Origin of the sequence: Nonomuraea coxensis DSM 45129 (genome assembly GCF_019397265.1) — a bacterium.
GTDB lineage: Bacteria > Actinomycetota > Actinomycetes > Streptosporangiales > Streptosporangiaceae > Nonomuraea > Nonomuraea coxensis.
The window spans coordinates 6,947,588-6,973,860 of record NZ_CP068985.1; the positions used below are offsets into that span (position 1 = coordinate 6,947,588).

Sequence of the window (26,273 nt, forward strand, 5' to 3'; positions counted from 1 at the left end):
CGCGTCAGTCCGGGCGGGGCGCCGGGTCGGCCGTGACCGACCTCAGCAGCGGCCGGCTCAGCGCCCCCGCCCCGAGCACCCCGGCGAACCCGAGCACCACGCAGACCGTCAGCGTGACGACCCCCGCCACGCTGATCCCGCCGATCATGAACGGCGTCGCGCAGAACGCCCCCACCAGGATCGCGCCGCCGCCCATCACCCCCAGCGGGATCAGCGTCTCGGCCCGCCTGGCCCGGTCCAGCACCTCCAGAGGCGTCCCGGCCAGCCGCAGCAGCCCGTACGTCTGCCGCCGGTCGAGGACCGACGAGGCGGCCGTGATGCCCGCGCTCGCGATCGCCACCAGGAACGACACCGACAGCACCACGATCGTGCCCACCCGCACGTCGAGCAGGATCTGCTCACCGAAGCGCCCCTCGTCGGCCTCGGTCGTCGGGGTCCGCCCGGGGACGAGCCCGGCGAGCGCCGTACGCGCCCGGTCCAGGGCCGCGGCGTCGAGCGGGCCCGACGGCGCGGCGACGACGGTCCGCTTGACGACCGTGACCGCGGCGGGCACCTCCGCCGCCGCCAGCCGCTCGCGGGCCTGCCCGGCCACCTGCTCGGCCTGCCCGGCGGGCGCGAGGACGCGGAGCTGGAGCGGCCCGCTCTCCCCCGCGAACGCGCCCGGGCTCAGCAGGCCGAGGAAGCCCGCCACGAACCCGGTCAGCGCCACCCCGCTCACCGTCCGCCAGGCCGAGCGCGGATCGTCCACCAGCCTGCGCCCGGCCAGCAGCCGGGCGGGGCCGCGCGCCGTGCCCGCCGTGATCCGGCCGATGAGGCCCACCACCCATGGCCCGGCCAGGTTCAGGCACAGGAACGCGAGCGCCAGCGCCACGGCCACGATCGCCACGCTGGTCCCCTGGGTCAGGATCGGGAACGCGGCCAGCACCGCGAGCAGCGCGAGCACCCGGACGAAACGCATGCCGGGCGGCGTCTCGCGCCTGGCCACGCCGAGCGGGCTCACCACGACCCGGCGCAGCCCCGCGACCGCCGACAGCCCCACCAGCAGCGGCACCGCCACCAGCACCCCGGCCAGCGCCGCCAGGCCGGGGAACAGGTCACCGGCGAACCAGGCGCCGCCCTGGATCTCGATCCGCGCCAGCAGCGGCACGGCCAGCGCGAACGCCACCGCCCCCGCCAGCGCGCCGGCCAGCGCCACGAGCACCGCCTCGGCCACCGTCATCCGCACCACCTGCCCCGGCGTCGCGCCGACCAGCCGGAGCGCGGCCAGCCGCCGGTCCCGCCTGGCCACCGTGAGCCGGGCCGCCGCGCCCCCGAACACCAGCAGCGGCACGACCATGAGCACGCTCGCGATGACCGCGAGCACCTTGTACGCCTCCGCGTCCTCGCTCGGCGTCCCCGCGAGGCTCGCGACCCGGACCGGCGGCTTGCCCACGATCCAGTCGTCACTGCGCTCCGCGGTCATCGCCGGCGCGTCCGGCGCGTGGCCGACGACCGCGACCAGCTCACCGGGATGCACCAGGGCCTCGTCCCCCAGGACGCCCGCCCGGCGCGGATGACGATCGCCCAGCTCGGCGGGCGGCAGCTCGCGGGCCAGCTCCGCGAGCGCGGGCGACAGCCACGTCTCCCCCGGCTTCGGGAAGCGCGGCAGGCCGGGCGGCGGAGGGGCGTCCGGCCGGAGCGCGGCCAGGTCCACGACGGTGATCACCTGGTCGCGTACGTAGTCGAAGCGGGACGCCTCGATGGCGACCGCGCCCTGGGCGGCCGGCACCGGGTTGCGCCAGGCGCCGCGCTCGGCGCGGGCGTCGAAGGCCAGGTTCGCGGCCACGGCGAACAGCAGCAGCGCCGTGGACACGGCGACGGCCCCCATCGTCAGCCAGACGCCCAGGAGCCCCTTGCGCCCGCCGCCCTTGAGCAGCCGCCACGTCAGGTCCAGGTTCACGCCGTCGCTCCGCTCATCGTCACGAGGCGGCCGTCGCGGACCTCCACGGTGCGGTCGCACCAGGCGGCCACGTTCGGGTCGTGGGTGACGACGATCAGCGAGGCGTCGTTGTGCCGGGTCGCCTCGACCAGGAGCCGCATCGTGTCCTGCCCGGTCCGCTGGTCGAGCGCCCCGGTCGGCTCGTCGGCGAACACCACCGCCGGCCTGGTCACCAGCGCCCTCGCGATGGCCACCCGCTGCGCCTGCCCGCCGGACAGCTCGCCCGGCCGCCGCGTCTCCATGCCCGGCAGGCCGAGCGGCGCGAACCACTCGCGGGCCTGCCGGACCGCCCGCTGCCGGGGCACGCCGCCCAGCATGAGCGGCAGGGCCACGTTCTCCTCGGCCGGCAGCTCGGGCAGGAGCTGGCCGAACTGGAAGACGAAGCCGAAGCGGGTGCGCCGCAGCGCGCTGCGGCCGCGCTCCCCCATCCTGTCGATGCGCTGCCCCAGCAGGTGCACCTCGCCCTCGTCCGGCCGCATGATGCCGGCCAGGCAGTGGAGCAGGGTGGACTTGCCCGACCCGCTCGGCCCCATGATCGCCACGGCCTCGCCGCCCCGCACCGCGATGTCCACCCCGCCGAGGGCGACCGTCTGCCCGAACCGCTTCACCAGGGCCCGTCCCACCAGCACGTCGTTCATGCCTCTCAGCCTCCCGGCGGGCCCGTACCCGCCGGATCGGCCGTGCGGCCATCCCGTCTCGGCCGAACGGCCGATAACCGTGACGCCGAACGGACCAGAATTTTCCTCTTGATCGCGAAGCACGGCGACCGCATACTTCGGGTGATCCCCCCGCCCCAGGGGACGAGCTGAAGGAGTCATCCTTGGTCTCACTCATCCAGAAACTCAGCGACCAGATGCTCGGCTGGCTGGTGCCGAAGGCCGAAGCCGCCGCCGGAAGCTGCACCTGCAACTGCAGCTACAGCCCTCCCTACTCCTGCAAGAACTGCACACGCTGCTACCGCTGCACCGACTGCACGGCCGGCGGCAACTGCCTGCAGTGCCACACCGCGTCGGCCTGCTGCTGACCGAACCGCGACCTACCTGGCGATCCGCCATCGCGTCGGCCCTGCGTCCCAGGGCCGACGCGACGCTCGCCGGGCTGGTCGCGGTGCTGCTGATCCGGATCGACGACCTGATCGAATCGTTCGCGCCCCCCGCCCTCGGCGGTGACAGGGCGCGGGGAGGGACTCTCCATGGCCATCCTGGTCGCCGCAGTGATCCTGGTCGGGGCGCTGTGCCTCCTGGATCTGCTCCTGACGTTCGGCGTCGTCCGCAGGCTCCGGGAGCACACCACCCAGCTGGAAGGGCTGCTCAACACCGTCGGCACGAGCGATCCCGCACGCATGCTGGGCAAGACGGTCGGCGAGTTCGCCGCCACGACCACCGACGGCGAGCCGGTCGCCCGGGCCCTGCTGAGCGGCGAGACCGTGGTCGCCTTCTTCAGCCCGACGTGCGGCCCCTGCAAGGAGAAGGCGCCGGCGTTCGCCGAGCTGGTACGGGAGAACGCCCTCGACCGGCAGCAGGTCCTGGCCGTCGTGGCGGGCGACGGCGGCGACGAGGCCGCGGCGATGACCCGGCTGCTGGAGCCGGCCGCGCGGGTCGTCCTGGACCACGGCGGCGAGGGGTCGCTGGCCGAGGCGTTCCAGATCTCCGCCTTCCCGACGTTCTGCCTGGTCGACGCCGAGGGCGTGGTGCGGGTGGTGGACTCCGACAGCGCCCGGTTCCTGGTCCCGGCCGAGGCGTGAGCGAGCGGCCCTTCGCCGGGGCCGCGGCGCAGGGGTGGCGGTCGCTGCCGGCGAGCGCGGGCGAGGCGGCCCGGCTCGCCTGGCGGTCCGCGCCGGGGCAGCTCGCGGGCGTGGGCGCGGCCACCCTGGCCGGCGGCGCCGTGCCGGTCGCGATGGCCTGGCTGACCAAGTCCGTGCTCGACCGGATCGTCGCGCCCGGCCCGTCCGGCGCGGTGGTGGGCCTGGCCGTCGGGCTGGCCTGCGCCGGCGTGGTGGGCGCGATCCTGCCGCAGCTCGGCCAGTACCTCCAGGGCGAGGCCGACCGGCGGGTGGGGCTGCGCGCCCAGGACGAGCTGTTCGGGGCGCTGGAGCGCTGCGCCGGACTGCGCAGGTTCGAGGATCCGGCGTTCCTCGACCGGCTGCGGCTCGCCCAGCACAGCGCCCAGTCGCCGGGGCAGATCACCGGCGCGCTGCTCGCGCTGGCGCGGGACTCCGTCACCCTCGCCGGGTTCGTCGTGTCGCTGGCGCTGATCAGCCCGCTCTTCACCGCCGTCGTGCTGCTGTCCGCGATCCCCGCGCTGCTGGTGGAGCTGCGCGTCTCGCGGCGGCGGGCGGACATGATGCTGCGGATCGAGCCCGCCGAGCGGTGGCAGTTCTTCTACGGGGGCCTGCTCTCCTCGGCCGAGGCGGCCAAGGAGGTGCGGCTGTTCGGACTCGGCCCCTTCCTGCGCGGCCGGATGAACGCCCAGCTCGGCGCCGCCAACGCGGCCCGTCGCGCGATGGACCGCAAGGAGCTGGCCGCTCAGGGGGCGCTCACCCTGCTGGCGGCGGCCGTCTCCGGCGGCGGGCTGATCTGGCTGCTGGCCGGCGCCGCCCAGGGACGGTTCACCGTCGGCGACGTCTCCATCTTCGTCGCCGCGGTCGCGGGCGTGCAGAGCTGTCTCGGCGGCTCGGTGGCCGCCACGGCGTCGGCGCACCGGCTGCTGCTGCTGTTCGGCCACTACACCGCGATCATCAGGAGTGGCCCCGACCTGCCGGAACCCGCCGCGCCCCGTGCCCTGCCGCCGCTGCGGCACGGCATCGAGCTGCGCGACGTCTGGTTCCGCTACAGCGACGACCACCCATGGGTGCTGCGCGGCGTCAGCCTGCGCGTCCCGCACGGCTGTTCGGTGGCGCTCGTCGGGCGCAACGGCGCCGGCAAGAGCACGCTGGTCAAGCTGCTGTGCCGGTTCTACGACCCGACACGGGGGGCGATTCTCTGGGACGGGGTGGACATCCGGGACGTCCCGGCCGCCGAACTGCGCGCCCGGATCAGCGCCGCCTTCCAGGACTTCGTCGCCTACGACTTCAGCGCCGCCGACAACGTGGCCGTCGGCGACCTCGCGGCGGCCGACGCCCCGGCCAGGATCGAGGAGGCGGCCCGCCGCGCCGGGGTGCACGACGTGCTGGCGGGCCTGCCGCAGGGGTACGGCACGCTGCTCACCCGCACCTTCGCCGCCACGTCCGCCGAGGAGGACCCGCAGGCCGGGGTCATGCTGTCCGGCGGGCAGTGGCAGCGGGTCGCGCTCGCCAGGGCCTTCCTGCGCGGCGACCGCGACCTGATGATCCTCGACGAGCCGAGCGCGGGGCTGGACGCCGAGGCCGAGCACGACATCCACACGCGGCTGCGGGAGCTGCGGCGGGGCGGCACCACCCTGCTCATCACGCACCGGCTCGGCGCCGTGCGCGACGCCGACCTCATCGTCGGACTGGCCGACGGGCGGATCGTCGAACAGGGCGACCACGACTCCCTGATGGAGGCGGGCGGCCCCTACGCGCGGATGTTCGCCCTCCAGGCCGCCGGGTACGCCGCGTCCGCCCCGGTGGACCTGCCGTGATCTCCGCGGTGCTCGTGGCGGCGGGGCTCGGGGCCGGGGCCGTCGCCGGTGCGCTGTGGCTGCGCCGCCGCTACGTGCTGATCACCGTGCGCGGCCTCAGCATGTCGCCCACGTACCGCGACGGGGACCGGGTCCTGATCAGGCGGGTGCCCGTCGCCGCGGTACGGCCCGGGCAGGTGGTGGTCGTGGCCGCCGCCCCGCCGGACGTGGCGCCACCTGACGAGCGCGGGCACTGGCTGCTCAAGCGCGTCCTCGCGGTGCCCGGCGATCCGGTGCCCCGGGAGGAGTGCCCGGCCCTGCGCTCGGTGACCGACCCCGCCGTGCCGCCCGGCCACCTCGTCGTCCTCGGCGACAACCCCAGCCGGTCGTACGACTCCCGCCAGGCCGGGTACATGACCCCCGGGCGGCTCCTGGGCGTGGTGACCCGCCGCTTCGGCGCCGCCTCCCCGCCGGCCGCCGGAGGCCGCGGAACTCGTCACGACTCTCTCTAGAGTTGGGCCGTGACTATTCGGGTTCTCATCGCCGACGACCAGCAACTGGTACGTACCGGCTTCCAGATGATTTTGGACGCGCAACCGGACATGGAGGTCGTCGCGGCGGTGGCCGACGGGGCGGAGGCGGTGGCGGAGGCGCGGCGGCTGCGTCCCGACGTGTGCCTCCTGGACATCAGGATGCCCAAGCTCGACGGGATCGAGGTGACCAGGATCCTGGCCGGCCCGGGCGTGGAGAACCCGCTGCGGGTCGTCATCGTCACCACGTTCGACCTGGACGAGTACGTCTACGGCGCGCTGCGCTCCGGCGCCACCGGCTTCCTGCTCAAGGACAGCGGGCCCACGCTGCTCATCGAGGCGGTGCGGGCGGCCGCGGCCGGGGACGCGCTGGTGTCGCCGTCGGTCACCGTACGGCTGCTGCAGCACCTGGCCCAGCCCCGGCGGGCCGCGCCGCCGCCCATGAACGACCCGCTCACCGAGCGCGAGCTGGACGTGGTGCGGCTGATCGCGCGGGGGCGTACCAACCAGGAGGTGGCCGCCGAGCTGTTCGTGTCACTGTCGACCGTCAAGACGCACCTGGGAAGCATCTTCGCCAAACTCGGCGTACGCAACCGGGTCGAAATCGCTGCTTGGGCGTGGGAATCCGGCGTGGTGAGCTGATTAACGGCAGGGCCTGCGGGATACAAGTGAATCAGAACGACAGCGCATGGCCCGGGGGGAGAACATCGTGCGCTACACGCAGGCACCGCCCACCAGAGCCGCTTCCGCCGTCTACGTCACGCTCGCCGCGCAGGTCCTCTCCCTCGCCGCATTGGTGATCTTCGAGCAGGTCCGCGGGCGGGAGCTCGCCGCCCAGCTCGCCGCGTTCGGCGGACGGCCCCAGGGGGCCGCCGCGGAGGCGGTCGTGGGCGCGGTGACCGTGTTCGCGGTGCTGATCATGCTGGTCGCGGGCACCTCGGTCGCGGCGGGGGCCGCGTACGCGACGTGGCTCGTACGGGCCAGGCAGGCCAACGACCGGTCGGCGGCGACCGCGCCGGTGGCGGCGGCCTGGCTGATCCCCGGCGTCAACCTGGTGGCCCCGGCGGTGCTCCTCGACGAGGTCTGGCGCGGCGCCCGCCCGCCCTCGGGGCGGCGCGGGCGGTGGCTGGCGCTGCTGGCCGGGTGGTGGCTGAGCTGGCTGGCCATGCTCGCGATGGTCACGATCCGGCTGCCGCTCGACTCCGCGTCCGGGGGGCTGACCGGGGTGGGGATGCCGGAGCTGCTGTGCGCGGCGGTCGCCGCGGCCCTCTGCGCGGGCACGGTCCGCGAGCTGACCCGCCTCCAGCGCGCCGCCCGCTCCCCCCTCTCCTCCCTCCGCACCCTCTCCGCCGGCCCCGCCCCCGACTCCACCCCCCTCAGCCACCCCATGTGACCCGTCGCCCCCTCTGCACATCGCAGCCCCGGACAAGGCGTGGTCCTTGGGTGGGTGGGGTCAGGCGGCGGTGGGGCCGGAGCTGCCGGGGCTGGCGTGCCAGAGGCGGCGGGGCGGGGAGGCGACGGCCGGCGCGAGGTCGGAGTACGGCGACAGCCGGAAGCCGTTCGGGTACTCGATGCGCCGCCCGCCCACGCCCGCCGGCTCCTCCGGCGTACGGCTGAGCAGGTCGCGGACCGCGTCGATGCCCTGTGAGCGCCACAGGCCGTCCAGGTCGGCGAGGTCCCAGCAGTCGACGGCCCGCAGCGACACCGCCCGCACCCCCGTGCGCCGCACCACCCCCTTGGCCAGCATGAGCCACGCCCCGAACACGGTCGCGGCGCAGTGTCCCTGGACCGACTCGAAGAAGGTCAGGTCGATCGGCCCGGTGGAGTCCTCCAGGGTGGTGAAGATGACCCGCTGCCCGGAGCGCACCGCGGGCGTCTGCGTGGCCACCTTGACCCCGGCGACCAGCACCTCGGACCCGTTGCGCCGGCGCAGCAGGTCGCGGGCGCGTACCACGCCGAGCAGGTCGAGCAGCTCGGCGTGGAAGCTGATGACGTGCCTGCTGACGTCGATGCCGAGGATCTCCAGCTCGGCCTCGACCATCTCCGCCTCGGTCATCTCGGGCAGTTCGCCGGGCGGCAGGTGCTCGGTGAAGCCCAGCGGGAGCTGCGCCGAAGGCTGGGGTTCCGCGACGCGGGTGGCGGTGCGGGCGTAGCGCTTGGAGGCGCGCGGCCCGGCCTGGACGCCGCTGGCCGACGACCGTTCGAGCGCGCCGATCCTGGCGATCAGGTCGCGCCGGGTCAGCTCGCCGGGCTTCCAGCGCGGCCCGCCGGGACGCAGCTCGTGCAGCGCGTCGAGGCCGCCGACCTGGACGATCCGTTCGATGACGGGCCGCGAGGGCCGGGCGCGGTCCCAGAAGTCGGCCAGCGACGTGTACGGCTGCCCGGCCACCATCCGCTCGACCTCGGCCTCGCTCACCCCTTTGACCGCCGAGAACGGCACCCGCAGCGCGTACCCCTTGCCGATGTCCTCGGCACGGAACTCGCGCCGCCGCGGCTGCGCCTCCCGTGAGCCGGCGGCGAGCCGGTCGGGGCGCACCCGCACCGGCACGCGCGGCCCGAGCCGCTCCACCCGCCAGTCCTTGCCGGACTTGTTGACGTCGAGCGGCAGGATCTTCACCCCGCACTGCCTGGCCTCGTCGATGATGACCCGCGAGGGGTACATGCCGGGGTCGTGCGTGAGCACCCCGGCGAAGAACGCCGCCGCGTGGTGCCGCTTCAGCCACGCCGACTGGTAGGTGGGCAGCGCGAACGCCGCCGCGTGCGCCTTGCAGAACCCGAACCCGCCGAACGCGTCCAGCACCCGCCAGGCCCGGTCCACGGCCGCGTCGTCGAAGCCGTTGGCCCGCGCCAGGGGCACGAACGTCTTGCGCACCCGTTCGCGTCCCTCGGGTGTGCCGAGGGTGCGCCGCAGCAGCTCGGCGAAGGACAGGTCGCGCCCGGTCATCACCGAGATGATCTTCAGGACCTGCTCGTGGAACACCACGACGCCGTGCGTCTCGCGCAGCGCCTCGCGCAGCCGCTCGTGCGGGTAGCGCGGCTGCCGCCACCCCTGCCTGGCCTCCAGGTAGGGGGTGATCATGTCGGAGTTGACCGGACCCGGCCGGAACAGCGAGATGTCCACGATCAGGTCGTGCATCGCGCGCGGCTCCAGCTTGGCCACCAGCTCCCGCTGGCCGGGCGACTCGATCTGGAAGCACCCGATCGTGCGGGCGGCGCAGATCATGTCGTAGGTCTCCTGGTCGTCGTGCGGGACGTACTGGACGTCTGGCTGGACGTCTGGCTGGACGGCTGGCTGGACGGCTGGATCGTCGCCGCGCTGGGCGTCCAGCTCGACGGTGACGCCGTCCACGCGCTTGACCTCGCCCAGCGCGTACGCCAGCGCCGACTGCATCCGCACGCCCAGCACGTCCAGCTTGAGCAGCCCGGCCTCCTCCACGTCGTCCTTGTCGAACTGCGACATCGGGAACTCCAGCAGGCTGCGTTCGACCGGCGTCCGGTCGAGGAGCCCGGAGTTGCCGACGAGCACCCCGCACGGGTGCAGCGCGATGTGCCTGGGCAGCCCGTCGAGCCGTTCGGCGAGACGGAACACCCGGTCCAGCCCGGCGTCGCCGAGCCTGCTGCCGCGCAGCTCCGGCAGGTCGGCGAGCGAGGCGGTGATCTGCCTGGCCCTGACGTGCGGGAACGCCTTGGCGATCGCGTCGATCTCGTGCGGCGGCAGGCCCATGGCTCCGGCGACGTCGCGGATGGCGCTGCGCGCCCGGTAGGTCTCCATCATGGACACGCAGGCCACGCGGTCCTCGCCGTAGCGGTCGAAGATCGCCTTGTAGCAGTCGAGGCGGCGGGCGGACTCGACGTCCACGTCGATGTCGGGCAGCCCGACGCGCCCCTCGGACAGGAACCGCTCCATGAGCAGGCCGTGGTCGAGCGGGTTGACCTCGCCGATGCCGATGAGGTAGTTGACCAGGCTGCCTGCGCCCGAGCCGCGGATGGCGCAGCGCACGCCCATGCCGCGGATCATGTCGGTGATGCCGGCCACCGCGACGAAGTAGCCGGACAGGCGCTTGCGCTCGATGATCGTCATCTCCTCGCCGAGCCGCCGCCGCGCGTCGGCGTCGCGGCCGAGGCCGCGCCGGAGCAGGCCGTCCTCGACGCGGTGGCGCAGCAGCGGCACCGGGTCCCGGCCGATCTCGGGCAGGTGCAGGTCGGGCGGGTCGTTGCGGAGCGCGAGCAGCCGCAGCGGGTCCATCGCGCACGCCTCGGCCAGCCGGCGGGTGGTGAGCAGCAGCCGCCCCACCCGCGTCCGGTCGGCGCCGCAGACCTTGGCCGCCACCTGCCACATCTCCTTGGTGCTCTTGAGGTAGGCGTGCGAGGTCGTGCGGTCGAGGTGGCGCGGGTGCAGGGGGACGAGCTGGCGGGCCGCGTCGAGCACGTCGCCCACCTGGTGGTCGGCCGGGTCGAGGTAGCGCACCGCGTTGGTGAGCACGGCGGGCACGCCCATGGACTCGGCCAGGCCGAGCATGCGCACGGCGGTGGTCGCGTCGCGGAAGCCGTACTGGTCGACCAGCTCGATCACCACGGCGGGCACCGCGGCCCGCCACAGGCCGAGCAGCGTCCTCGCGTGCTCGTCGCGCCGCGCGGCCACCGCGCGGCCCACGTCGGAACGGGGGCCGAGCAGCACCACGAGCCCGTCGTCGGCCCCGAACCCGTGCTCGCCGCCGGGCTCGCCCGCCCATGCGCCGACCAGCTCGCGGGTCACCTTCGGCCGGCCGCGCTCGCCGGCCCGGTGGGCGGCGGTGACCAGGCGCGCCAGGCGCGACCAGCCCTCGCCGCGGGCCAGCACGGTGACGCGGTCCTCGGCCTCGGGGCCGGTGCGGGGCCGCTCGGCGCGCAGGCCGGGCGCCGGAGCGGCCGGCGGGGCGTCGAGCGCCAGGTCGACCCCGACGACCGGCGCGATCCCGGCGTCGGCGCACGCCTGGACGTGCTTGACGGCGCCGTAGAGCCCGTCGCGGTCGGTCAGGGCCAGGATGTCCATGCCGTGCTCGGCGGCGCGCCGGGCGAGGGCCTGCGGGAAGGCGGTGCCGTAGCGCATGGAGTAGGCGGAGCACACGTGGAGGTGCGGGAACGGCGGCGCCATCAGTCCCACGCCCTCAGCAGCAGCCAGCCGTTGGCGGCGGTGTCGTAGCGCAGCTCGTAGGAGCCCACCTCGCGGCCGGGGCCGGCGTCCACGCGCCAGAACCGGCGCTCGCCCGGATCTCCCTCGCTGGTCTTCCACCACTCGCGCGCGACCACCCAGTGGTCGAGGACGCGGCGGACGAGGTAGAGCCGGTCGCGCCAGACGAACTGGATCGGCTCCCCGTCCCTCGTCCACACCTCTATCGGATCGCCATAGAGTCTGCTCAAGACGCTTCTCCCACGCGGCTCTGGTCGTGTTCGTGAGCCACCCGGGGGAAGGCGGGCGCTTATGACTCGAACATATGTTCTCCGGACGCGGAACGCAAGTCGATCGCCTGCCGCACGAGCGGGTTCGCGCCGATCGAGTTGCGGATGCTGAAAGCCACGCTGCCCGCCCGGTAACGGTCGTCGGAGGACTCCACGGGCCTGCCCTCGTGGGTCGTCGTGGTGCGGCGCTGGCGCAGCAGCGGGCTGCCGCGGCGCACCCCCAGCAGGCGGGCGTCCTGGGCGCCCGCGGCCACCGCGTCGATGAGGTGCTCGCCGTAGGCGCACACGAGCCCGGCGGCGTCGTACAGGGCCTGGGTGACCGACTCGCAGTCGCCGGGCAGCGCCTCGACGGCGGGGGCCACCCAGGCGGCGTACACCGTCCGCTCGACCAGCACCGGCTCGCCCTCCAGCGTGCGCAGCCGCAGCACCTCCAGCACCTCGCCGCCGCCGAGCCGCGCCGACTCGGCGGAGCTCGCGGGGCGGCGGCGCTGCTCGATCACCTGGCCGCCGAAGCGGTGGCCGCCCGCGCGCGCCCACTGCGCGAAGCTGTGCAGCTCGGCGAAGCTCTGGCTGCGCGCCGCGCCGAGCACGATGCGCCGGGCGCCCTGCCGGGAGCCCACCAGCCCCTCGGCGGCGAGCACCGCCACCGCCTGGCGCACCGTGCCGCGCGCCGCGCCGTGCCGCCGGGCCAGCTCGGCCTCGCTGGGGAGCTGCGAGCCGACCGGGTACGCGCCGGAGATGATGCCTTCCCGCAGGTCATCAGCGATCAGTTCATAGCGCGCAGCCACACCCGCCCCTCCCCGTTCATGAAAGAGCAACGTTCATGCGACTTACTGGTGCTCGCTTGTTTGTACAAGTTCCCCTAGTTTCATGCCATACCCCCTGCACAATGGAGGCGTCGTGTTCACCTCTCGCGCCCGAGCGGCCGGAATCGCCGCGATTTTCGCACTCGCCACCGCGGCCTGCGGCGCCGCCCCCGGCACCCAGCAGACCACCGGGGCGTCACAGGGCGGGGTGAACGCCGCCACCGCCACCTCCGCCGCCGACTTCGGCGGGCTGGACAAGCTCGTCGAGGCCGCCAAGAAGGAGGGCGCGCTCCACGTCATCGCCCTGCCTCCGGACTGGGCCAACTACGGCGAGATCATCGAGAAGTTCCAGGCCAAGTACGGCATCAAGATCGAGAGCGAGACCCCCGACGCGTCCAGCGCCGACGAGATCAACGCCGTCAAGACCCGCAAGGGCCAGGACCGCGCCCCCGACGTGCTCGACCTCGGCCAGTCGTTCGCGCTCAGCGGCGCGGCCGAGGGGCTGTTCGCGCCGTACAAGGTGCAGACGTTCGACAAGATCCCCGAGGGCCAGAAGGAGCCGACCGGCCTCTGGGTCAACGACTACGGCGGCTACGTGTCCATCGGCTGCGACGCCAAGAAGATCACCACCTGCCCTGCCAGCTTCCAGGACCTGCTGAAGCCCGAGTACAAGGGCAAGGTCGCGATGAACGGCAACCCGACCAAGGCGGGCTCCGCCTTCGCCGGCGTGTACGCCGCCGCCCTCGCCAACGGCGGCTCGTTCGACGACATCCAGCCCGGCATCGACTTCTTCAAGAAGCTCAAGGACACCGGCAACTACAACCCGGTCGAGACCACCCCGGCCACCATCGAGAAGGGCGAGACCCAGATCAGCATCGACTGGGACTACAACAACGCCGCCTACGCCCCCCAGATGGCCGGCAAGGGCATCGACTGGCAGGTCAACATCCCCTCCGACGGCAAGTACTTCCAGATGTACGCCCAGGCGATCAACAAGGACGCCCCGCACCCGGCCGCCGCCCGCCTGTGGCAGGAGTACCTCTACAGCGCCGAGGGCCAGAACCTGTTCCTCAAGGGCTTCGCCCGTCCCGTGCTGCTGCCCGCCATGACCGCCGACGGCACCGCCGACCAGGCGCTGGCCGACAAGCTGCCCAAGGTGGAGGGCGAGCCGACCTTCCCCACCACCGAGCAGGTCGACGCGGCCAAGGCCAAGCTGGCCAGCGGCTGGGACGCCGCGATCTCCGGATGAGCCGACCCCGGTCGAGCGGCTGGCTGGGCGCGCTGCCCCTGCTGACGTTCTTCGCGCTCGTCTTCGGCGTCCCCGCCGTCGTGCTGGTGGCGGGGGCGTTCACCGCGGAGGGGCGGCCCAGCACGGCCAACCTGGCGCTGAGCCTCCAGGGCGGTTACCTGACCGCCCTGCTCGGCAGCGTGAAGCTGTCGGCCGTGGTGGCGCTGGCGGGGGCCGTGCTCGGCACGTTCCTCGCCTACGCCGTCGTGACCTCGCGCTCGCGGCTGCTGCGGGAGGCGGTGCTGACCGCCTCCGGCGTGCTGGCCAACTTCGGCGGGGTGCCGCTGGCGTTCTTCTGGATCGCCACGCTCGGCAACTCCGGCGTGGTCAGCGGGCTGGTCGGGCTGCCGTCCGGGTCGCTGTACACGTTCTGGGGCCTCGCCGTCGTCTACCTGTACTTCTCGGTGCCGCTGATGGTGCTCGCCATGGCGCCGGCGCTGGACGGCCTGCGCCCGCAGTGGCGGGAGGCGGCGGCCAACAGCGGCGCCACCGCCTGGCACTACTGGCGCTACGTGGCGCTGCCGGTGCTGGCCCCGGCCATGCTGGGCGGGGTGGTGCTGCTGTTCGGCTCGGCCTTCTCCGCGTACGCCACCGCCAACGCCATGGTCGGCACCGTCGTGCCGCTCGTCACCCTGAAGATCGCCGCCGCGCTCACCGGCGACGTGCTGATCGGCTACGAGAACATCGCGCTGGCACTCAGCCTCGACATGATCGTGGTGGCCGGCCTGGTCATGGCGATCTACCTGCCGCTGCAGAGGAGGACCTCGCGATGGCTGCACTGACCGGGCTGGAGCCCGTCGCCACCGCCGCCCCCGCGAAGGCGCCCGCCCGGCCGCGGGTGTGGCGCGGGCTGGTGTTCCTGGTGGCCGGGCTCTACTTCCTGGTGCCGCTCGGCGCCTCGCTCTGGTACACCCTCTCCTCGCCGGGTTCCGGGGTGTCGTTCGCGCCCTACGCCGAGCTGCTGACGGCCGAGGGCTTCGCGAGCTCGCTGACGCTGTCGCTGGGGCTCGCCGCGGCCACGATCGCCGTGGTGCTGCTGCTGGCGCTGCCCGCGATGCTGGCCGTGCGGCTGTTCGCGCCGCGGCTGCGGCCGGTCATGGAGGTGCTGTGCACGCTGCCGCTGGTGGTGCCGCCCATCACGTTCGTGGCGGGGCTGTCCACGGCGCTGCGGAACGGCACCGAGCTGCTGGCGCCGACGCCGTTCTGGGCCACGATCATCGCGGTGCAGGACCCGGGGTTCCCGATCGTGCTGGTGCTCGCGTACGTGGTGCTGGTGCTGCCGTTCGTGTACCGGTCGCTGGACGCCGGGCTGCGCACGATGGACGTGCGGACGCTGGTCGAGGCGGCGCGCAACCTGGGGGCGTCGTGGCCGTACGTGCTGCTCCGGGTCGTCGTGCCCAACCTGCGCTCGGCCCTCGCCAGCGCGTCGTTCCTGACGCTCGCGCTCGTCCTCGGCGAGTACACCGTCGCCAGCCTGCTGGGCTACCAGCCGTTCGCGGTGTGGATCGTGACCGTGTCCGGGTCGCGTGGCCAGCTCTCGGTGGCCGTCTCGATCCTGAGCCTGCTGATCATCTGGCTGCTCCTGCTGGCCGTGTCGACCGTCTTCGGTAAGGAGAAAAGGCAATGACCGCATCGGCTCCGGCCTCCGTCGAATTCCGGGCGCTGCGGCGGGAGTTCGGGAAGACGGTCGCGCTCGACGGGCTCGACCTGCTCATCGAGCCCGGCGAGTTCGTCGCCCTGCTCGGGCCGTCCGGGTGCGGCAAGACGACGGCGCTGCGGTGCGTGGCCGGGTTCGAGCGGCCCGACTCCGGCGCGGTGCTCGTGGACGGCAAGGACGTCACCCGCGTGCCCGCCAACAAGCGCGACGCCGGGATGGTCTTCCAGTCGTACTCGCTGTTCCCCAACCTGAACGCCCGCGACAACGTCGCCTTCGGGCTGCGCGTGCGCAAGGTGCCGGCCGCCACCCGGCGGGCCCGCGCGGACGAGCTGCTGGAGCTGGTCGGCCTGCCCCAGCACGCCGACCGCTACCCCCACCAGCTCTCCGGCGGCCAGCAGCAGCGGGTCGCGCTGGCCCGCGCGCTCGCCCTGGAGCCGCGCGTGCTGCTGCTCGACGAGCCGCTGTCGGCGCTGGACGCCAAGGTCAGGGTCATCCTGCGCGAGGAGATCCGGCGGCTCCAGCTCGATCTCGGCATTACCACCGTTTTCGTCACCCACGACCAGGAGGAGGCGCTGTCGGTCGCCGACCGGGTCGCGGTCCTGCGGGAGGGGCGGCTGGAGCAGGTGGGCGCGCCCGCCGAGGTGTACGACCGGCCCGCCACACCGTTCGTCGCGGAGTTCGTCGGCACCATGAACCACCTCGCGGGGCGGCTCAGCGGCGACCGGGTGAGCGTGCTCGGCCGGAACCTGCCCGTGGACGGCCCCGTCCCGGACGGCGGCGCGGACGTGGACGTGCTGGTCCGGCCGGAGGCGGTCCAGGTGGAGCCCGCCGAGGACGGGCCCGCCGAGGTGCTGGCGGCGTCCTTCCGCGGCGCCTCCGTACGGCTCCGGCTCGCCGTGGACGGCGGCGAGGTGCTGGCCGACGTGCCCGGCCACGAGGCGGTGCGGCTCGGGCCCGGGACGCGGGTCGCGGTGCGGCTGGTGGAGCGGCCCGTGCTGGTGGCGGCCCGTACGGTCACGGCGCCCGCCCCCGTCGTGGCCGCCGATGCCGTCTGACCCCGGCGCCGTCCCGCCCGACCCCGACGCCGTGCTGCCGGACCCCGAGGCCGTGCTGCTGGACCTGGACGGGACGCTGGTGGACACCGAGGGGGCGTGGTGGCGGGCGGTGGCCGGGGTCGCCGCGTCGCTCGGGCGGCGGCTGGACGCGGACGACGCGCCGCACGTACGCGGCCGGACCGCCGCCGACGTCGCCGCCCACCTCCTCCCCTCCCCCGCGCCGGGGGCTGTGGACGCGCTGGCGGAGCGGCTGGTGGACGCCTTCGCCGACCGGCTCGCCCGCGACGGCGTGCCGGTGATGCCCGGCGCCCGCGAGCTCCTGGCCGGCCTCGCGGCCGCGTCCATCCCGACGGCCCTGGTCAGCGCGTCCCCGCGGCGCGTGGTCGAGCTGGTGCTGCCCCGCCTGCGCCACTCGTTCCACCTGGTCGTGACCGACGGGGAGACGGCGCGCGGCAAGCCGTACCCCGACCCGTACCTGGAGGCGGCCCGGCGGCTCGGCGCGGCCCCCCAGCGCTGCGTGGCCGTCGAGGACAGCCCGGCGGGCGTCGCGGCGGCCACCGCCGCGGGGTGCCGGGTATTGGTGGCGGGACCGGAGGGGCCGCCGTCGCTGGCCCGGATCCGCGCCTGCCTCGCCGCGCCACCGCTCCCGCCACCATCCCCGCTCCCGCTCCCGCTCCCGCTCCCGCTCCCGCTTCCGCTTCCGCTTCCGGGAGAGGTCTTGTGAGCATGCTCCCGCGATCAACGGGGTGTCGGTAAGCTTGCGCGGCGTGAACAACGGTGAAACCTCCCACATCGGGCGCTACAGGGTGCTGAGCGTGCTGGGGCGGGGCGGCATGGGCACGGTCCATCTCGCCGAGGACTCCGCCGGCCAGCGGGTCGCCGTCAAAGTCATCAACCCCGAGCTGAGCCAGCACGAGCAGTTCCGCCTGCGCTTCCGCAGGGAGGCCGACGCCGCGCGCCGGGTGCGCAGGTTCTGCACGGCGGCGGTGCTGGAGGCGGCGCTCGACGGCGACCAGCTCTACGTCGTCACCGAGTACGTCCCGGGCCCCAGCCTGGAGCAGGCCGTACGCGAGTCCGGCCCGCTGCGCGGCTCCAGCCTCGACGCGCTGGCCGTGAGCGTGGCGACGGCGCTGACCGCCATCCACGCCGCCGGCGTCGTCCACCGCGACCTCAAGCCGTCCAACGTGCTGCTGTCGCCGGTCGGCCCCCGCGTGATCGACTTCGGCATCGCGCGGGCGCTCGACACGCTCGGCGGCGTCACCGGCACCGGCGAGCTGGTCGGCACGCCCCGCTACATGGCGCCCGAGGTGCTGCGGGGCGAGCCGGTCTCGCCGGCCTGCGACGTGTTCTCGTGGGGGTGCCTGGTGGCGTACGCGGCGAGCGGGCGGGCGCCGTTCCCCGGCGACACGCTGCCCGCCATCGTCTACCAGGTGCTCAACACCGAGCCCGTGCTCGACGACGTCGAGCCGGGGATGCGTGAGCTGGTCAGGGCCGCGCTGCACAAGGACCCCGCCGCCCGGCCGACCGCCCAGCAGCTCCTCGACCACCTCGTCGGGCGGGCCGCCGGGCCGGAGCAGGCCACGCGGACGGTGCAGGCGACCTGGCAGCACGCCGGCGGACCGTACGGGCCGGGCTCCGCCACCCTGCCGCAGCCGGTGGACGGGGCGCGGCGCGGCAAGCTGTACGCGGGGATCGCCGCCGGGGCCGCGCTGCTCGTGGCCGCGTCCGTCGGGGTGTGGGCGCTGCTGTCGCCCGGCGGCCCTCCCGACCTCGGCGTCCTGTACGCCGAGGACTTCACCCAGACCTCCGGCGGCTGGAACGGCACCTACGACGCCAACACCGACGCCTCCTACGGATACCGGACGGACGGGACGTACGGGCTGGACGTCAAGCAGGGCAGCGGCTACGAGGAGCGGTGGGCGGAGGCCCCCGTCCCCTTCCTCGTCGCCACGCCGACGACCACGCCCAACCCGACGGCCAAGCCCACGCCGATGCTGCCGTCGTCGGTGGTCATCGGCGTCACCGCCGAGGTCAGGAAGGCGTCGGGCACCGGCGAGTACGGCGTCTACTGCCGCAGCAACGACGACGACGGCTACTACGAGTTCGGGCTGGACACGGCGGGCAAGGCCAGGATCCGGCGGGTCGTGGCCGGCGCGGGCGGCACCCTCGCCCCTCCCGTGCAGGTGGACGGGCTGCCCGGCGGGCCGGTCAGGATCGTGGTGGCGTGCGAGCAGGTGGACACGACGGCGCGGCTGACCATGTGGGTCAACGACGACCGGGTGCTCCGGGTGGAGGACCAGGACGGGCTCGCCAACGGGTCGCTCGGGCTGTTCGCGCGTACGAGCAAGGCCGAAGGGTCGCTGCTGCAGACGACGTTCGACGACTTCGAGCTGCGCGGCAAGAAGACCGACCCCTGACCAGGACCTCTTCGGCTCAGAGGACTCCGGCGCGGGCCGCGGCGAGCGCGGCGTCGGCGGCGCGGTCGGCGTCGCGCTCGCTGACCGGCTCGTGCGCCACGAACAGCCGGTAGTAGACGGGCGCGACCGCAACCCTGATCACCTCGCGGACGTCCACCACGTCGGGCAGCTCGCCCCGGGCGACCGCCCGCCGTACGACCTCGGCCGACTGGTCGTGCCTGGCCACCAAGAAGTCGTGCAGCGCCCGCGCCGCCGCGTCGTTCTGCACGGCGGCCGCCACGAACGCCGACGACACCGGCCCCAGCTCGGGATCGGCGAACCCCGACCGGACGAGCCTCACGATCCCCCGCAGATCGCCCTCGATCGTCCCGGTGTCGGGAATGGGCCACGGCTCGTCGCGCGCCAGCTCCAGGGCGTCGGAGATGAGCCCCTCCACGTTGCCCCAGCGCCGGTAGACGGTCGTCTTGTGCACGCCGGACCGCTCGGCCACCCGCTCGACCGTCAGCCCGGTGTAGCCGTGCTCGACCAGCTCGGCGAGCGTCGCCTGGCGTACGGCGTCGCGCACGCGCGCGCTGCGCCCTCCCGGTCGCTTGCTGCCACCCGCTTCCAAAAACTACTCCAGTTGCGTTTGTCTGCTCACTTGTGATTGACTAACGCTACCGCAGTTGCGATTGGAGTTCCATCCTGATCCACCTCCGAAGCGTTTCCAAGTCCTACGGCGAGCGCGTCGTGCTCGACGACGTCACCGTGTCCGTCAAGGCGGGCGAGCGCGCCGGCGTCGTCGGCGAGAACGGCTCGGGCAAGTCCACCCTGCTCCGGCTCCTCGCCGGGGTCGAGCGCCCCGACGACGGCGAGATCACCGTGCGTCCCGGCCGCGCCGCCGGCCCCGACGACCACGACGACCACGACGACCACGACGACCTGGGATATCTCGGCCAGACCCTCGGCCTGCCGGACACCCACACCGTCCAGCAGGCCGTCGACACCGCCCTGGCCGGGCTCCGAGCCATCGAGCGCCGCCTGCGCGCCCTGGAGACAGCTCTGGCGACACCCCCCGGCGACGACACCGCCACCGCCGCCGCCCTGGCCGAATACGGCGACCTGCAGACGCTCTACGAGGCCCGCGGCGGCTACGAGGCCGACGCCCGCGTCGACAAGGCGTTCCACGGCCTCGGCCTGGCCCACGTCGGCCGCGACCGGACGCTCGGCAGCCTGTCAGGAGGCGAGCGGGCCCGGCTCGGGCTGGCCTGCGTCCTCGCCGCCGCGCCCCGCGTCCTGCTCCTCGACGAGCCCACCAACCACCTCGACGAGCCGGCCCTGGCCTGGCTCGAAGACCGCCTGCGCGAGCATCGCGGCACGGTCGTCGTGACCTCCCACGACCGCGTCTTCCTCGGCCGCGTCGCCACCGCCGTCCTGGAGGTCGAGGGCGGGGCCGTCACCCGCTTCGGCGGCGGCTACGACGGCTTCCTCGCCGCCAAGGCCGCGGCACGGGCCCGCTGGGAGCAGGCGTACGCGGCCTGGTGCGCGGAGGTGCGCCACGTGCGCGAGCACGCCGCCACCACCGCCCACCGCGTCGCCGCGGGCGGCCCCATGCGCGACAACAACAAGATGGCCTACGACCGCAACGCTGGCCGCGTGCAGAGCTCGGTCTCCAGCCGCGTCCGCAACGCCCACGAACGCCTCCGCCGCCTCCTCGACGACCCGGTCCCCCGCCCCCCGTCCCCTCTTCACTTCCGCTCCCCTTTCGCCCCATCCCCTGCGCCCGTCTCCCCTGTGCCCGTCTCCGGCGACAGGACCGCCCCCACCGGGACCGCAGCGACCCCCGAGACCCCCGGGACTGATCCGCTCCCCCTGGCAGTTCCAGCTCAACGACCTCTGGACCAGGACGGGCCGGCGGCGGCCCGACGCGCAGGCCCGCCGGTGGTCGAGTTGCGGGACGTCCGGGTCGGCGAAGGCCGCCTGCACATCACGCACCTGGCCCTCGCCCAGGGCGACCGCCTGCTCGTACGCGGCCCCAACGGCGCCGGCAAGTCCACACTCCTGCAAGCGCTCGCCGAGCAGGCCGCCCGCGCCTCGGTCAGGGTGGGCCACCTTCCGCAGGAGGTGACGTTCGCCCCCGGCCTCACCGTCCTCGCCGCCTACGGCCACGGCCACCCGGACGAACGCGAGGCCGCCCTCCTCGCCACCGGCCTCTTCGCCCCGCACACGCTCCGGCAGAAGGTGGGCGAGCTGTCGGTCGGGCAGCGCCGCCGCCTGGCCCTGGCCCGCCTGCTGGCCTCCGAGCACGACCTGCTCCTGCTCGACGAGCCCACCAACCACCTCTCGCCGCTCCTGGCCGAGGAGCTGGAGCAGGCACTCGACCACTACCGCGGCACGCTCGTCGTGGTGTCGCACGACCGCGCGCTGACCCGGCGCTTCCGCGGCGAACACCTGCACCTCGTAGGGGGACGCGTATGTTGACCATGATCGACGCCGGCGCGCCGTACGGCATCACGACCGGCCCCGACGGCGAGCTCTGGTTCACCCTCGTCCACCAGGGCCGCGTCGGCCGCCTGCGACCCGGCCACGCCCCGGTGATCCACCAGCTCGACCCGCCCGACGGCGGGCCCACCGTGATCACGGCGGGCCCGGACGGCGCGATGTGGTTCACCGAGGGCCAGGGCGGCCGGGTGTCCAGGATCACCGCCGACGGCGAGGTGACCTCCTGCCCCGCCGACTCCCCGTTCGGCATCACGACGGGCACCGACGGCGCGATGTGGTTCACCGAGATGCGGCCGGGCCGCATCGGCCGCCTCACGCCGGGCGGCGACCGCGCCGAGTTCGAGATCCCGTCGCCCGGCGGCATGCCCGCCTTCATCACCCCCGGACCCGACGACGCCCTGTGGTTCACCCTCAACCAGGGCAACGCGATCGGCCGCGTCTCGCTGACCGGCGAGGTGACCCTCCACCCGCTGCCCACGGAGGGCGCCGCCCCGGTCGGCATCACCCTCGGCCCCGACGGCGCGCTGTGGTTCGTGGAGATCGGCGCAGGACGGATCGGCCGCATCGACCCGGCCGGCGAGATCGACGAGTACCCGCTCGCCGACCCCGCCTCCCGCCCGCACGCGATCATCACGGGCCCCGACGACGCCCTGTGGTTCACCCTCTGGGGCACCGACCGCGTCGGCCGCATCACCCCCGACGGCGCCATCCAGGAGTTCCCCCTCCCGGATCACGGGGGCGGCGAACCATGGAAGGCGGAGCCGCACGGCCTGACGGTGGGCCCGGACGGCGCGATCTGGATCGCCCTCGAAGCCGGCGCCCTGGCCCGCCTCACCTCGGCCTGACCACCCGGCCTCTCCCCTCCAGGCGACGCGGTCACCGGCCTCTGCGTGTCCCACATCCATCGCCTCCTTTCTCCCACCGTTTCAGGCGTTGGGAGAAGAGGAGGTGAGGAGAAGAAGAGGTTCCCGGGAGCCGGGCGTGGCAGCCCAGCCCCGTTTCGGCACGCCTCCCCACCTGGCGGAACGCGCCGCTCCAACCGGAATGCCCGGCCCGGCCGCCTTGGCCGCCCTGACGACCCGGCCCCCCTGCGGTGACGGCGTCGCGGGGGTCCGGGTGGCGGCCGGGGTTGCGGGCGGAGTTGACTAGGGGCATGCATGCCATCTTCGTCTCCGCCCAGGGCGGTCCAGAAGTTCTCGAATACGTCGAGCGTCCCGACCCCACGCCCGGTGACGGCGAGGTCGTGGTCGACGTCGCCGCCAGCGGCGTCAACTTCATCGACATCTACCACCGCTCCGGCGCGTACCCGCTCGACCTGCCGGTCACCATCGGGTCCGAGGGGGCGGGCACGGTCGCGGCGGTCGGGGCCGGGGTGCGGGACGTGGCCGTCGGCGACACCGTGGCGTGGGCGAACGTGCTCGGCAGCTACGCCGAGAAGGTCGTCGTGCCGGCCGCGCGGCTGGTGCCGGTGCCGGACGGCGTGTCCGCCGAGCTGGCGGCCGCGACGATGCTGCAGGGCATGACCGCCCACTACCTGACGCACTCGACGCACGAGGTGAAGGAGGGCGACCGCGTCCTCGTCCACGCGGGCGCGGGCGGCATGGGCCAGTTGCTGATCCAGCTCGCCAAGCTGCGGGGCGCCAAGGTCTACACGACGGTGTCCACCGACGAGAAGGAGAAGCTGGCCCGCGCGGCCGGCGCCGACGAGGTGCTGCGCTACGACGGCTTCGCCGAGGCGCTGCGCGGCACGATCGACGTCGTGTACGACGGCGTCGGCAGGGCCACGTTCGACGGCGGCCTGGACGCGCTGCGCCCGCGCGGCCTCATGGCCCTGTACGGCGCGGCGAGCGGCCCGGTCCCGCCCCTCGACCCGCAGACCCTCAACAAGAAGGGCTCGCTCTTCCTGACCCGGCCGACGCTCGTGCACTACATCGCCGAGCGGGCGGAGCTGCTGCGGCGGGCGTCCGACCTGTTCGGCTGGATCGCGGCGGGCCAGCTGCGCATCAACGTCTCGCACCGCTACCCGCTGGCGGAGGCGCGGCGGGCTCACGAGGACCTGGCCAGCCGGCGTACGACAGGAAAGCTGCTCCTCGTCCCGTGACGCCCGGCTAGCGGGCGCCCGCGGGGCGGCGGAAGTTGTTCGGCCAGTCGAGGAGGCGGGCGCCCAGGACGGCGGTCTCCAGGGTGAAGCGCTGGGTGGGGTCGTCCGGGGAGAAGCCGGTGAGGCGGCGGATGCGCTCCAGCCGGTACGTCACCGCGCGCGGGCTCAGCCGCAGCCGCCGGGCGGCGGCCGTCTGGTTGCCGTGGGAGGCGAAGATGGCCTCCAGCGTCTCCAGCAGCGGCTCGTGCCCGCCGCGCGCCTCCAGCAGCGGGCTGAGGACGCTGGTCACCAGGTCCTCGATGGCGCTGCGGTCGCGCAGCAGGACGGGGAAGACCAGCAGGTCGGCGGCCCGTACGACGTCGATCGTGAGTGACAGGGCGTCGGCCAGCTCCAGTGCCTGGGCGGCCTCGCGGTAGGAGGTGACGACGCCGCCGGGGCCGCGGTGGGCCCGGCCCAGGCCGACCCGCCAGCCGGCGGTGAAGCGGGCGCGTACGTGGTGGGTGAACTCGCCGACGGCGGCCGGCAGCGTGGCGGGGGCCACGCACACCAGGAGGTCGTCGCGGGCGGCGACCAGGACGTTGTGCGAGCCGAAGCGGGTGACGAGGGCGCGTTCGACGGCGTCCCGGTCCCTGTCGAGGGTCGTGGGCGGGAGGTTGCCGGCCACGGCGACGACGTACGACTCGGCGAGGCGCAGGCCGAAGTGCTCGGCGCGTTCGGCCAGGCGTTCTGCCCGGCCCTGGAGCAGGTCGTCCACGAACTCCCTGCGGGCCGCCTCCTCGTCCCTGATCGCGGCGCGCTGGGCCTGTTCGTACCCCTCCATGAGGGCGGAGACGGCGCGGCGCAGGGCGGGCAGGACCGGCGGGAGGCCCTCGGCGGCGGCCAGGGCGTCGTCCACGAGCGAGCGCAGCGGCACGCCCAGCTCGGCGGCCCGCGCCCCGGCGGCGCGGCACGCGTCGAGCGCCCGCCGGTCGGGCGCCCGCCCCGTCCCCGCGGCCTCGGCCAGGATCCGCCGGCACCCGTCGAGCAACCCGTCCCGCCCTCCGGACGGCCCCGCGCCGGGGGCACGGGGCGCGGACATTCCCGGCCCGTCCGTTCCCGGGGCCTCGACGCCTGGGGTGGACGGGTCGCCGGAAGGGGTGGCGGGCAGGGGCGGGGGGGTCATCACACTCCTACGTCGCGCCGGTCGAAGGCGAGCACCGCGGTGAGCGCGAGCGCGGCCGTCGCTCCCGCCAGCACAAGGTAGTCCCCCACCGGCACCCCCTCATAGAGGGGTCGCCCTTCCGCGTAGTAGTGGAACGGCGAGACCCACTTGAGCCAGGAGATCGCGTCCCAGGAGCGTCCGACGGTGACGACCATGTAGCCGGCCGCGACCCACACCCCGACCACGGCGGAGGCGACGAGCCGCCGCCCGGTGACCGCGCCCACGGTGAGGGCCACGGTGCCGTAGAACAGGCCGAGCAGCAGCACGCCGAGGTGCCCGGCGAGGATGCGGCCGAACGGCACCCCGTTGTCCACCACGACGCTCATCGTCCAGGCGGCCAGCAGCGTCACGGCCGCCACCGCGAGCAGCTGGAGCGTCAGCGCGGCGAGCCTGGCGAGCACGAGCCGCCTGCGGTCCACCGGCAGGGTGAGGACGAGCTCCAGGGTCCCGTTCTCCTCGGGCCCGGCGAGCGCCCGGTTGGCGAGCAGCGTCGCGCACGCGATGAACAGCATGGGGACGAAGAGCTGGTAGACGGCCGTCTGGAGGTAGCCGACGCCGGAGGTCATGTCCGCGAGGCCGCCCATGAGGTCGCGCAGCGGGCCGGGGAACTTGGCGATCATCGCGGGCCCGTACGTCTCCGGGCTCGCCTTGACGCTCCCGTAGACGCCGAGGTAGAGCGCCATGAAGGCGCTGATGCCGACGGTCCACCAGAACGTGACGCCGCGGTGGTCACGCAGGCTCTTGCTGATCAGCGGGCCGTTCATCGTGCCGCTCCTCGTCGCTGTAGTAGGTCAGGAAGATCTCTTCGAGATCGGGTTCGGCGCTCACCAGGTGCACCACGGTGTGGCGGGCGGCGGCCTTGATCAGCGCGTCCGGGCGCCCGTCGATGGTGCAGGCCAGGGCGGCGCCCTCCACGCGCAGGTCGCGCACGCCGGGCAGCCCCTCGAAGTCGGCGCGCGGCACGGGCGCGTCGAAGTGCAGCTCGACCCGGCGCACCGCCTTCTCGCGCAGCGCGGCGACGTTCTCGACGGCGACGAGCCGCCCGCCGCGTACGATGCCGACCCGGTCGGAGACGCTCTCCACCTCGGCGAGCACGTGCGAGGACATGAGCACGGTCCGCCCGGAGGCGCGCACCTCGCGCACCAGCGCCAGGAACTCGTGCTGCACGAGCGGGTCGAGCCCCATGGTCGGCTCGTCGAGGATGACGAACTCGGGTTCGTGCATGAACGCCTGGATGAGCCCGATCTTCTGCCGGTTGCCCTTGGAGAGCTTGCGCATCGGCACCGACAGGTCGGCGTCGAAGCGGTCGGCGAGGGACTCGATGCGCGAGCTGGGGACGCCGCCGCGGACCCGGCCGAGGAAGCGCAGGTAGTCGAGCGCCCGGTCGCGGCTCTCCAGCACCAGGTCGCCCGGCAGGTAGCCGACGCGGGCGCGGACGGCGGGCTCGCGGGGTGAGCCGCCGAGGACGCGCACGAGGCCGCTGGTCGGCCTGATCACGTCGAGCAGGAGCCTGATGGTGGTGGTCTTGCCGGCGCCGTTGGGTCCGAGGTAGCCGAAGACCTCGCCCGGCTGGATCTCCATCGTGAGGTCCGCGAGGCCCCGGCGCCTGCCGTAGTACTTGGTCAGCCCTTCGGCCTGCACCACTGCTGTCATGGCGGCATCGTCCCGCCGCTGTGGGTAGTGCGTCAGCGGGCGGGTCCGGCAGCTTCGCGGGCCCTTCGTTTCCGTGGCACGGCAAGGG

General features: G+C 74.2%; 24 protein-coding genes. 15 read left to right on the forward strand and 9 right to left on the reverse strand.

Going from position 1 to position 26,273, the window contains the following annotated elements:
• Positions 1-4: 4 nt before the first annotated feature.
• Positions 5-1,939, reverse strand: coding sequence for an FtsX-like permease family protein (locus Nocox_RS32555; protein WP_020542082.1), 1,935 nt, complete (start codon positions 1,937-1,939; stop codon positions 5-7).
• Complete coding sequence (locus Nocox_RS32560; RefSeq protein ID WP_020542081.1) at positions 1,936-2,616, reverse strand: ABC transporter ATP-binding protein; 681 nt, start codon at positions 2,614-2,616, stop codon at positions 1,936-1,938. Before Nocox_RS32560 ends, Nocox_RS32555 begins: the two co-directional genes overlap by 4 nt.
• Positions 2,617-2,798: 182 nt before the next feature.
• Between Nocox_RS32560 and Nocox_RS32565 the strand changes: the two genes are divergently transcribed.
• From Nocox_RS32565 to Nocox_RS32590, 6 genes are all read left to right on the forward strand, one after another.
• A complete protein-coding gene (locus tag Nocox_RS32565; protein WP_020542080.1) occupies positions 2,799-3,002 on the forward strand; it encodes a hypothetical protein in 204 nt (67 codons plus the stop codon).
• 168 nt (positions 3,003-3,170) lie between these two features.
• On the forward strand, positions 3,171-3,722 hold the full coding sequence (locus tag Nocox_RS32570) for a TlpA disulfide reductase family protein (RefSeq protein ID WP_020542079.1): 552 nt from the start codon (positions 3,171-3,173) through the stop codon (positions 3,720-3,722).
• Positions 3,719-5,578, forward strand: coding sequence for an ABC transporter ATP-binding protein (locus tag Nocox_RS32575; protein WP_020542078.1), 1,860 nt, complete (start codon positions 3,719-3,721; stop codon positions 5,576-5,578). Before Nocox_RS32570 ends, Nocox_RS32575 begins: the two co-directional genes overlap by 4 nt.
• Positions 5,575-6,069, forward strand: a complete 495-nt coding sequence (locus tag Nocox_RS32580; RefSeq protein ID WP_020542077.1) for a S26 family signal peptidase — start codon at positions 5,575-5,577, stop codon at positions 6,067-6,069. Before Nocox_RS32575 ends, Nocox_RS32580 begins: the two co-directional genes overlap by 4 nt.
• A gap of 9 nt (positions 6,070-6,078) precedes the next feature.
• Positions 6,079-6,729 (forward strand): response regulator, encoded by a 651-nt coding sequence (locus Nocox_RS32585; RefSeq protein WP_026214113.1) that lies wholly within the window; start codon positions 6,079-6,081, stop codon positions 6,727-6,729.
• Positions 6,730-6,796: 67 nt separating this feature from the next.
• Entirely contained in the window at positions 6,797-7,480 is a 684-nt protein-coding gene (locus Nocox_RS32590; RefSeq protein WP_157382924.1) for a DUF4328 domain-containing protein, read from the forward strand.
• A 60-nt stretch (positions 7,481-7,540) separates the two neighbouring features.
• Here the strand turns inward: Nocox_RS32590 and Nocox_RS32595 are convergent, their stop codons facing one another.
• Genes Nocox_RS32595 through Nocox_RS32605 form a run of 3 tightly spaced genes read right to left on the reverse strand, consistent with a single transcriptional unit; the run spans position 7,541 to position 12,314 of the window.
• Positions 7,541-11,221 carry a DNA polymerase III subunit alpha gene (locus Nocox_RS32595; protein ID WP_020542074.1) on the reverse strand — a complete coding sequence of 1,227 codons (3,681 nt, stop codon included), beginning with the start codon at positions 11,219-11,221 and terminating at the stop codon, positions 7,541-7,543.
• Positions 11,221-11,487 carry a DUF6504 family protein gene (locus Nocox_RS32600; protein WP_026214111.1) on the reverse strand — a complete coding sequence of 89 codons (267 nt, stop codon included), beginning with the start codon at positions 11,485-11,487 and terminating at the stop codon, positions 11,221-11,223. Before Nocox_RS32600 ends, Nocox_RS32595 begins: the two co-directional genes overlap by 1 nt.
• A gap of 59 nt (positions 11,488-11,546) precedes the next feature.
• Positions 11,547-12,314, reverse strand: a complete 768-nt coding sequence (locus Nocox_RS32605) for a GntR family transcriptional regulator (RefSeq protein WP_020542072.1) — start codon at positions 12,312-12,314, stop codon at positions 11,547-11,549.
• Between the two features lie 112 nt (positions 12,315-12,426).
• Between Nocox_RS32605 and Nocox_RS32610 the strand changes: the two genes are divergently transcribed.
• The 6 genes from Nocox_RS32610 to Nocox_RS32635 are packed head-to-tail and all read left to right on the forward strand — an operon-like array spanning position 12,427 to position 18,749.
• Positions 12,427-13,581 (forward strand): ABC transporter substrate-binding protein, encoded by a 1,155-nt coding sequence (locus Nocox_RS32610; RefSeq protein ID WP_020542071.1) that lies wholly within the window; start codon positions 12,427-12,429, stop codon positions 13,579-13,581.
• Positions 13,578-14,402, forward strand: coding sequence for an ABC transporter permease (locus Nocox_RS32615; RefSeq protein WP_020542070.1), 825 nt, complete (start codon positions 13,578-13,580; stop codon positions 14,400-14,402). The genes Nocox_RS32610 and Nocox_RS32615 overlap by 4 nt, the downstream gene beginning before the upstream one ends.
• Positions 14,390-15,247, forward strand: a complete 858-nt coding sequence (locus tag Nocox_RS32620) for an ABC transporter permease (RefSeq protein ID WP_020542069.1) — start codon at positions 14,390-14,392, stop codon at positions 15,245-15,247. Before Nocox_RS32615 ends, Nocox_RS32620 begins: the two co-directional genes overlap by 13 nt.
• Complete coding sequence (locus Nocox_RS32625) at positions 15,244-16,332, forward strand: ABC transporter ATP-binding protein (RefSeq protein WP_020542068.1); 1,089 nt, start codon at positions 15,244-15,246, stop codon at positions 16,330-16,332. Before Nocox_RS32620 ends, Nocox_RS32625 begins: the two co-directional genes overlap by 4 nt.
• On the forward strand, positions 16,322-17,056 hold the full coding sequence (locus Nocox_RS32630; protein ID WP_020542067.1) for an HAD family hydrolase: 735 nt from the start codon (positions 16,322-16,324) through the stop codon (positions 17,054-17,056). The genes Nocox_RS32625 and Nocox_RS32630 overlap by 11 nt, the downstream gene beginning before the upstream one ends.
• A gap of 43 nt (positions 17,057-17,099) precedes the next feature.
• Positions 17,100-18,749 (forward strand): serine/threonine-protein kinase, encoded by a 1,650-nt coding sequence (locus tag Nocox_RS32635; RefSeq protein ID WP_033408580.1) that lies wholly within the window; start codon positions 17,100-17,102, stop codon positions 18,747-18,749.
• A 16-nt stretch (positions 18,750-18,765) separates the two neighbouring features.
• Here Nocox_RS32635 and Nocox_RS32640 read toward each other — a convergent pair whose 3' ends face one another.
• Positions 18,766-19,314, reverse strand: a complete 549-nt coding sequence (locus tag Nocox_RS32640; protein ID WP_020542066.1) for a TetR/AcrR family transcriptional regulator — start codon at positions 19,312-19,314, stop codon at positions 18,766-18,768.
• A gap of 164 nt (positions 19,315-19,478) precedes the next feature.
• On the opposite strand from Nocox_RS32640, the gene Nocox_RS32645 reads away from it, so the two are divergent.
• The 3 genes from Nocox_RS32645 to Nocox_RS32655 all read left to right on the forward strand — a co-directional run bounded on the left by Nocox_RS32645 (position 19,479) and on the right by Nocox_RS32655 (position 23,331).
• Positions 19,479-21,209: an ABC-F family ATP-binding cassette domain-containing protein gene (locus Nocox_RS32645; protein ID WP_020542065.1), complete on the forward strand. Its 1,731-nt coding sequence runs from the start codon at positions 19,479-19,481 to the stop codon at positions 21,207-21,209.
• A complete protein-coding gene (locus Nocox_RS32650) occupies positions 21,203-22,075 on the forward strand; it encodes a Vgb family protein (protein ID WP_051112504.1) in 873 nt (290 codons plus the stop codon). Before Nocox_RS32645 ends, Nocox_RS32650 begins: the two co-directional genes overlap by 7 nt.
• 308 nt (positions 22,076-22,383) lie before the next feature.
• A complete protein-coding gene (locus tag Nocox_RS32655) occupies positions 22,384-23,331 on the forward strand; it encodes a quinone oxidoreductase family protein (RefSeq protein ID WP_020542063.1) in 948 nt (315 codons plus the stop codon).
• A 7-nt stretch (positions 23,332-23,338) separates the two neighbouring features.
• Here the strand turns inward: Nocox_RS32655 and Nocox_RS32660 are convergent, their stop codons facing one another.
• From Nocox_RS32660 to Nocox_RS32670, 3 genes are read right to left on the reverse strand one after another with little or no spacing between them, the layout of a single operon-like run.
• Positions 23,339-24,493: a PucR family transcriptional regulator gene (locus tag Nocox_RS32660; RefSeq protein WP_246649634.1), complete on the reverse strand. Its 1,155-nt coding sequence runs from the start codon at positions 24,491-24,493 to the stop codon at positions 23,339-23,341.
• Complete coding sequence (locus Nocox_RS32665; protein ID WP_020542061.1) at positions 24,493-25,296, reverse strand: ABC transporter permease subunit; 804 nt, start codon at positions 25,294-25,296, stop codon at positions 24,493-24,495. The genes Nocox_RS32660 and Nocox_RS32665 overlap by 1 nt, the downstream gene beginning before the upstream one ends.
• Positions 25,262-26,185: an ABC transporter ATP-binding protein gene (locus tag Nocox_RS32670; RefSeq protein ID WP_033408527.1), complete on the reverse strand. Its 924-nt coding sequence runs from the start codon at positions 26,183-26,185 to the stop codon at positions 25,262-25,264. Before Nocox_RS32670 ends, Nocox_RS32665 begins: the two co-directional genes overlap by 35 nt.
• Between the last annotated feature and the right edge of the window lie 88 nt (positions 26,186-26,273).

What these genes read in the sequence shown, in the direction of transcription:
- Nocox_RS32560 (WP_020542081.1), bottom strand. Translation starts at nt 2,616, where the DNA reads ATGAACGACGTGCTGGTGGGACGGGCCCTGGTGAAGCGGTTCGGGCAG.
- Nocox_RS32570 (WP_020542079.1), top strand. Translation starts at nt 3,171, where the DNA reads ATGGCCATCCTGGTCGCCGCAGTGATCCTGGTCGGGGCGCTGTGCCTC.
- Nocox_RS32595 (WP_020542074.1), bottom strand. Translation starts at nt 11,221, where the DNA reads ATGGCGCCGCCGTTCCCGCACCTCCACGTGTGCTCCGCCTACTCCATG.
- Nocox_RS32615 (WP_020542070.1), top strand. Translation starts at nt 13,578, where the DNA reads ATGAGCCGACCCCGGTCGAGCGGCTGGCTGGGCGCGCTGCCCCTGCTG.
- Nocox_RS32620 (WP_020542069.1), top strand. Translation starts at nt 14,390, where the DNA reads ATGGCTGCACTGACCGGGCTGGAGCCCGTCGCCACCGCCGCCCCCGCG.
- Nocox_RS32625 (WP_020542068.1), top strand. Translation starts at nt 15,244, where the DNA reads ATGACCGCATCGGCTCCGGCCTCCGTCGAATTCCGGGCGCTGCGGCGG.
- Nocox_RS32630 (WP_020542067.1), top strand. Translation starts at nt 16,322, where the DNA reads ATGCCGTCTGACCCCGGCGCCGTCCCGCCCGACCCCGACGCCGTGCTG.
- Nocox_RS32650 (WP_051112504.1), top strand. Translation starts at nt 21,203, where the DNA reads ATGTTGACCATGATCGACGCCGGCGCGCCGTACGGCATCACGACCGGC.
- Nocox_RS32655 (WP_020542063.1), top strand. Translation starts at nt 22,384, where the DNA reads ATGCATGCCATCTTCGTCTCCGCCCAGGGCGGTCCAGAAGTTCTCGAA.
- Nocox_RS32660 (WP_246649634.1), bottom strand. Translation starts at nt 24,493, where the DNA reads ATGACCCCCCCGCCCCTGCCCGCCACCCCTTCCGGCGACCCGTCCACC.
- Nocox_RS32665 (WP_020542061.1), bottom strand. Translation starts at nt 25,296, where the DNA reads ATGAACGGCCCGCTGATCAGCAAGAGCCTGCGTGACCACCGCGGCGTC.
- Nocox_RS32670 (WP_033408527.1), bottom strand. Translation starts at nt 26,185, where the DNA reads ATGACAGCAGTGGTGCAGGCCGAAGGGCTGACCAAGTACTACGGCAGG.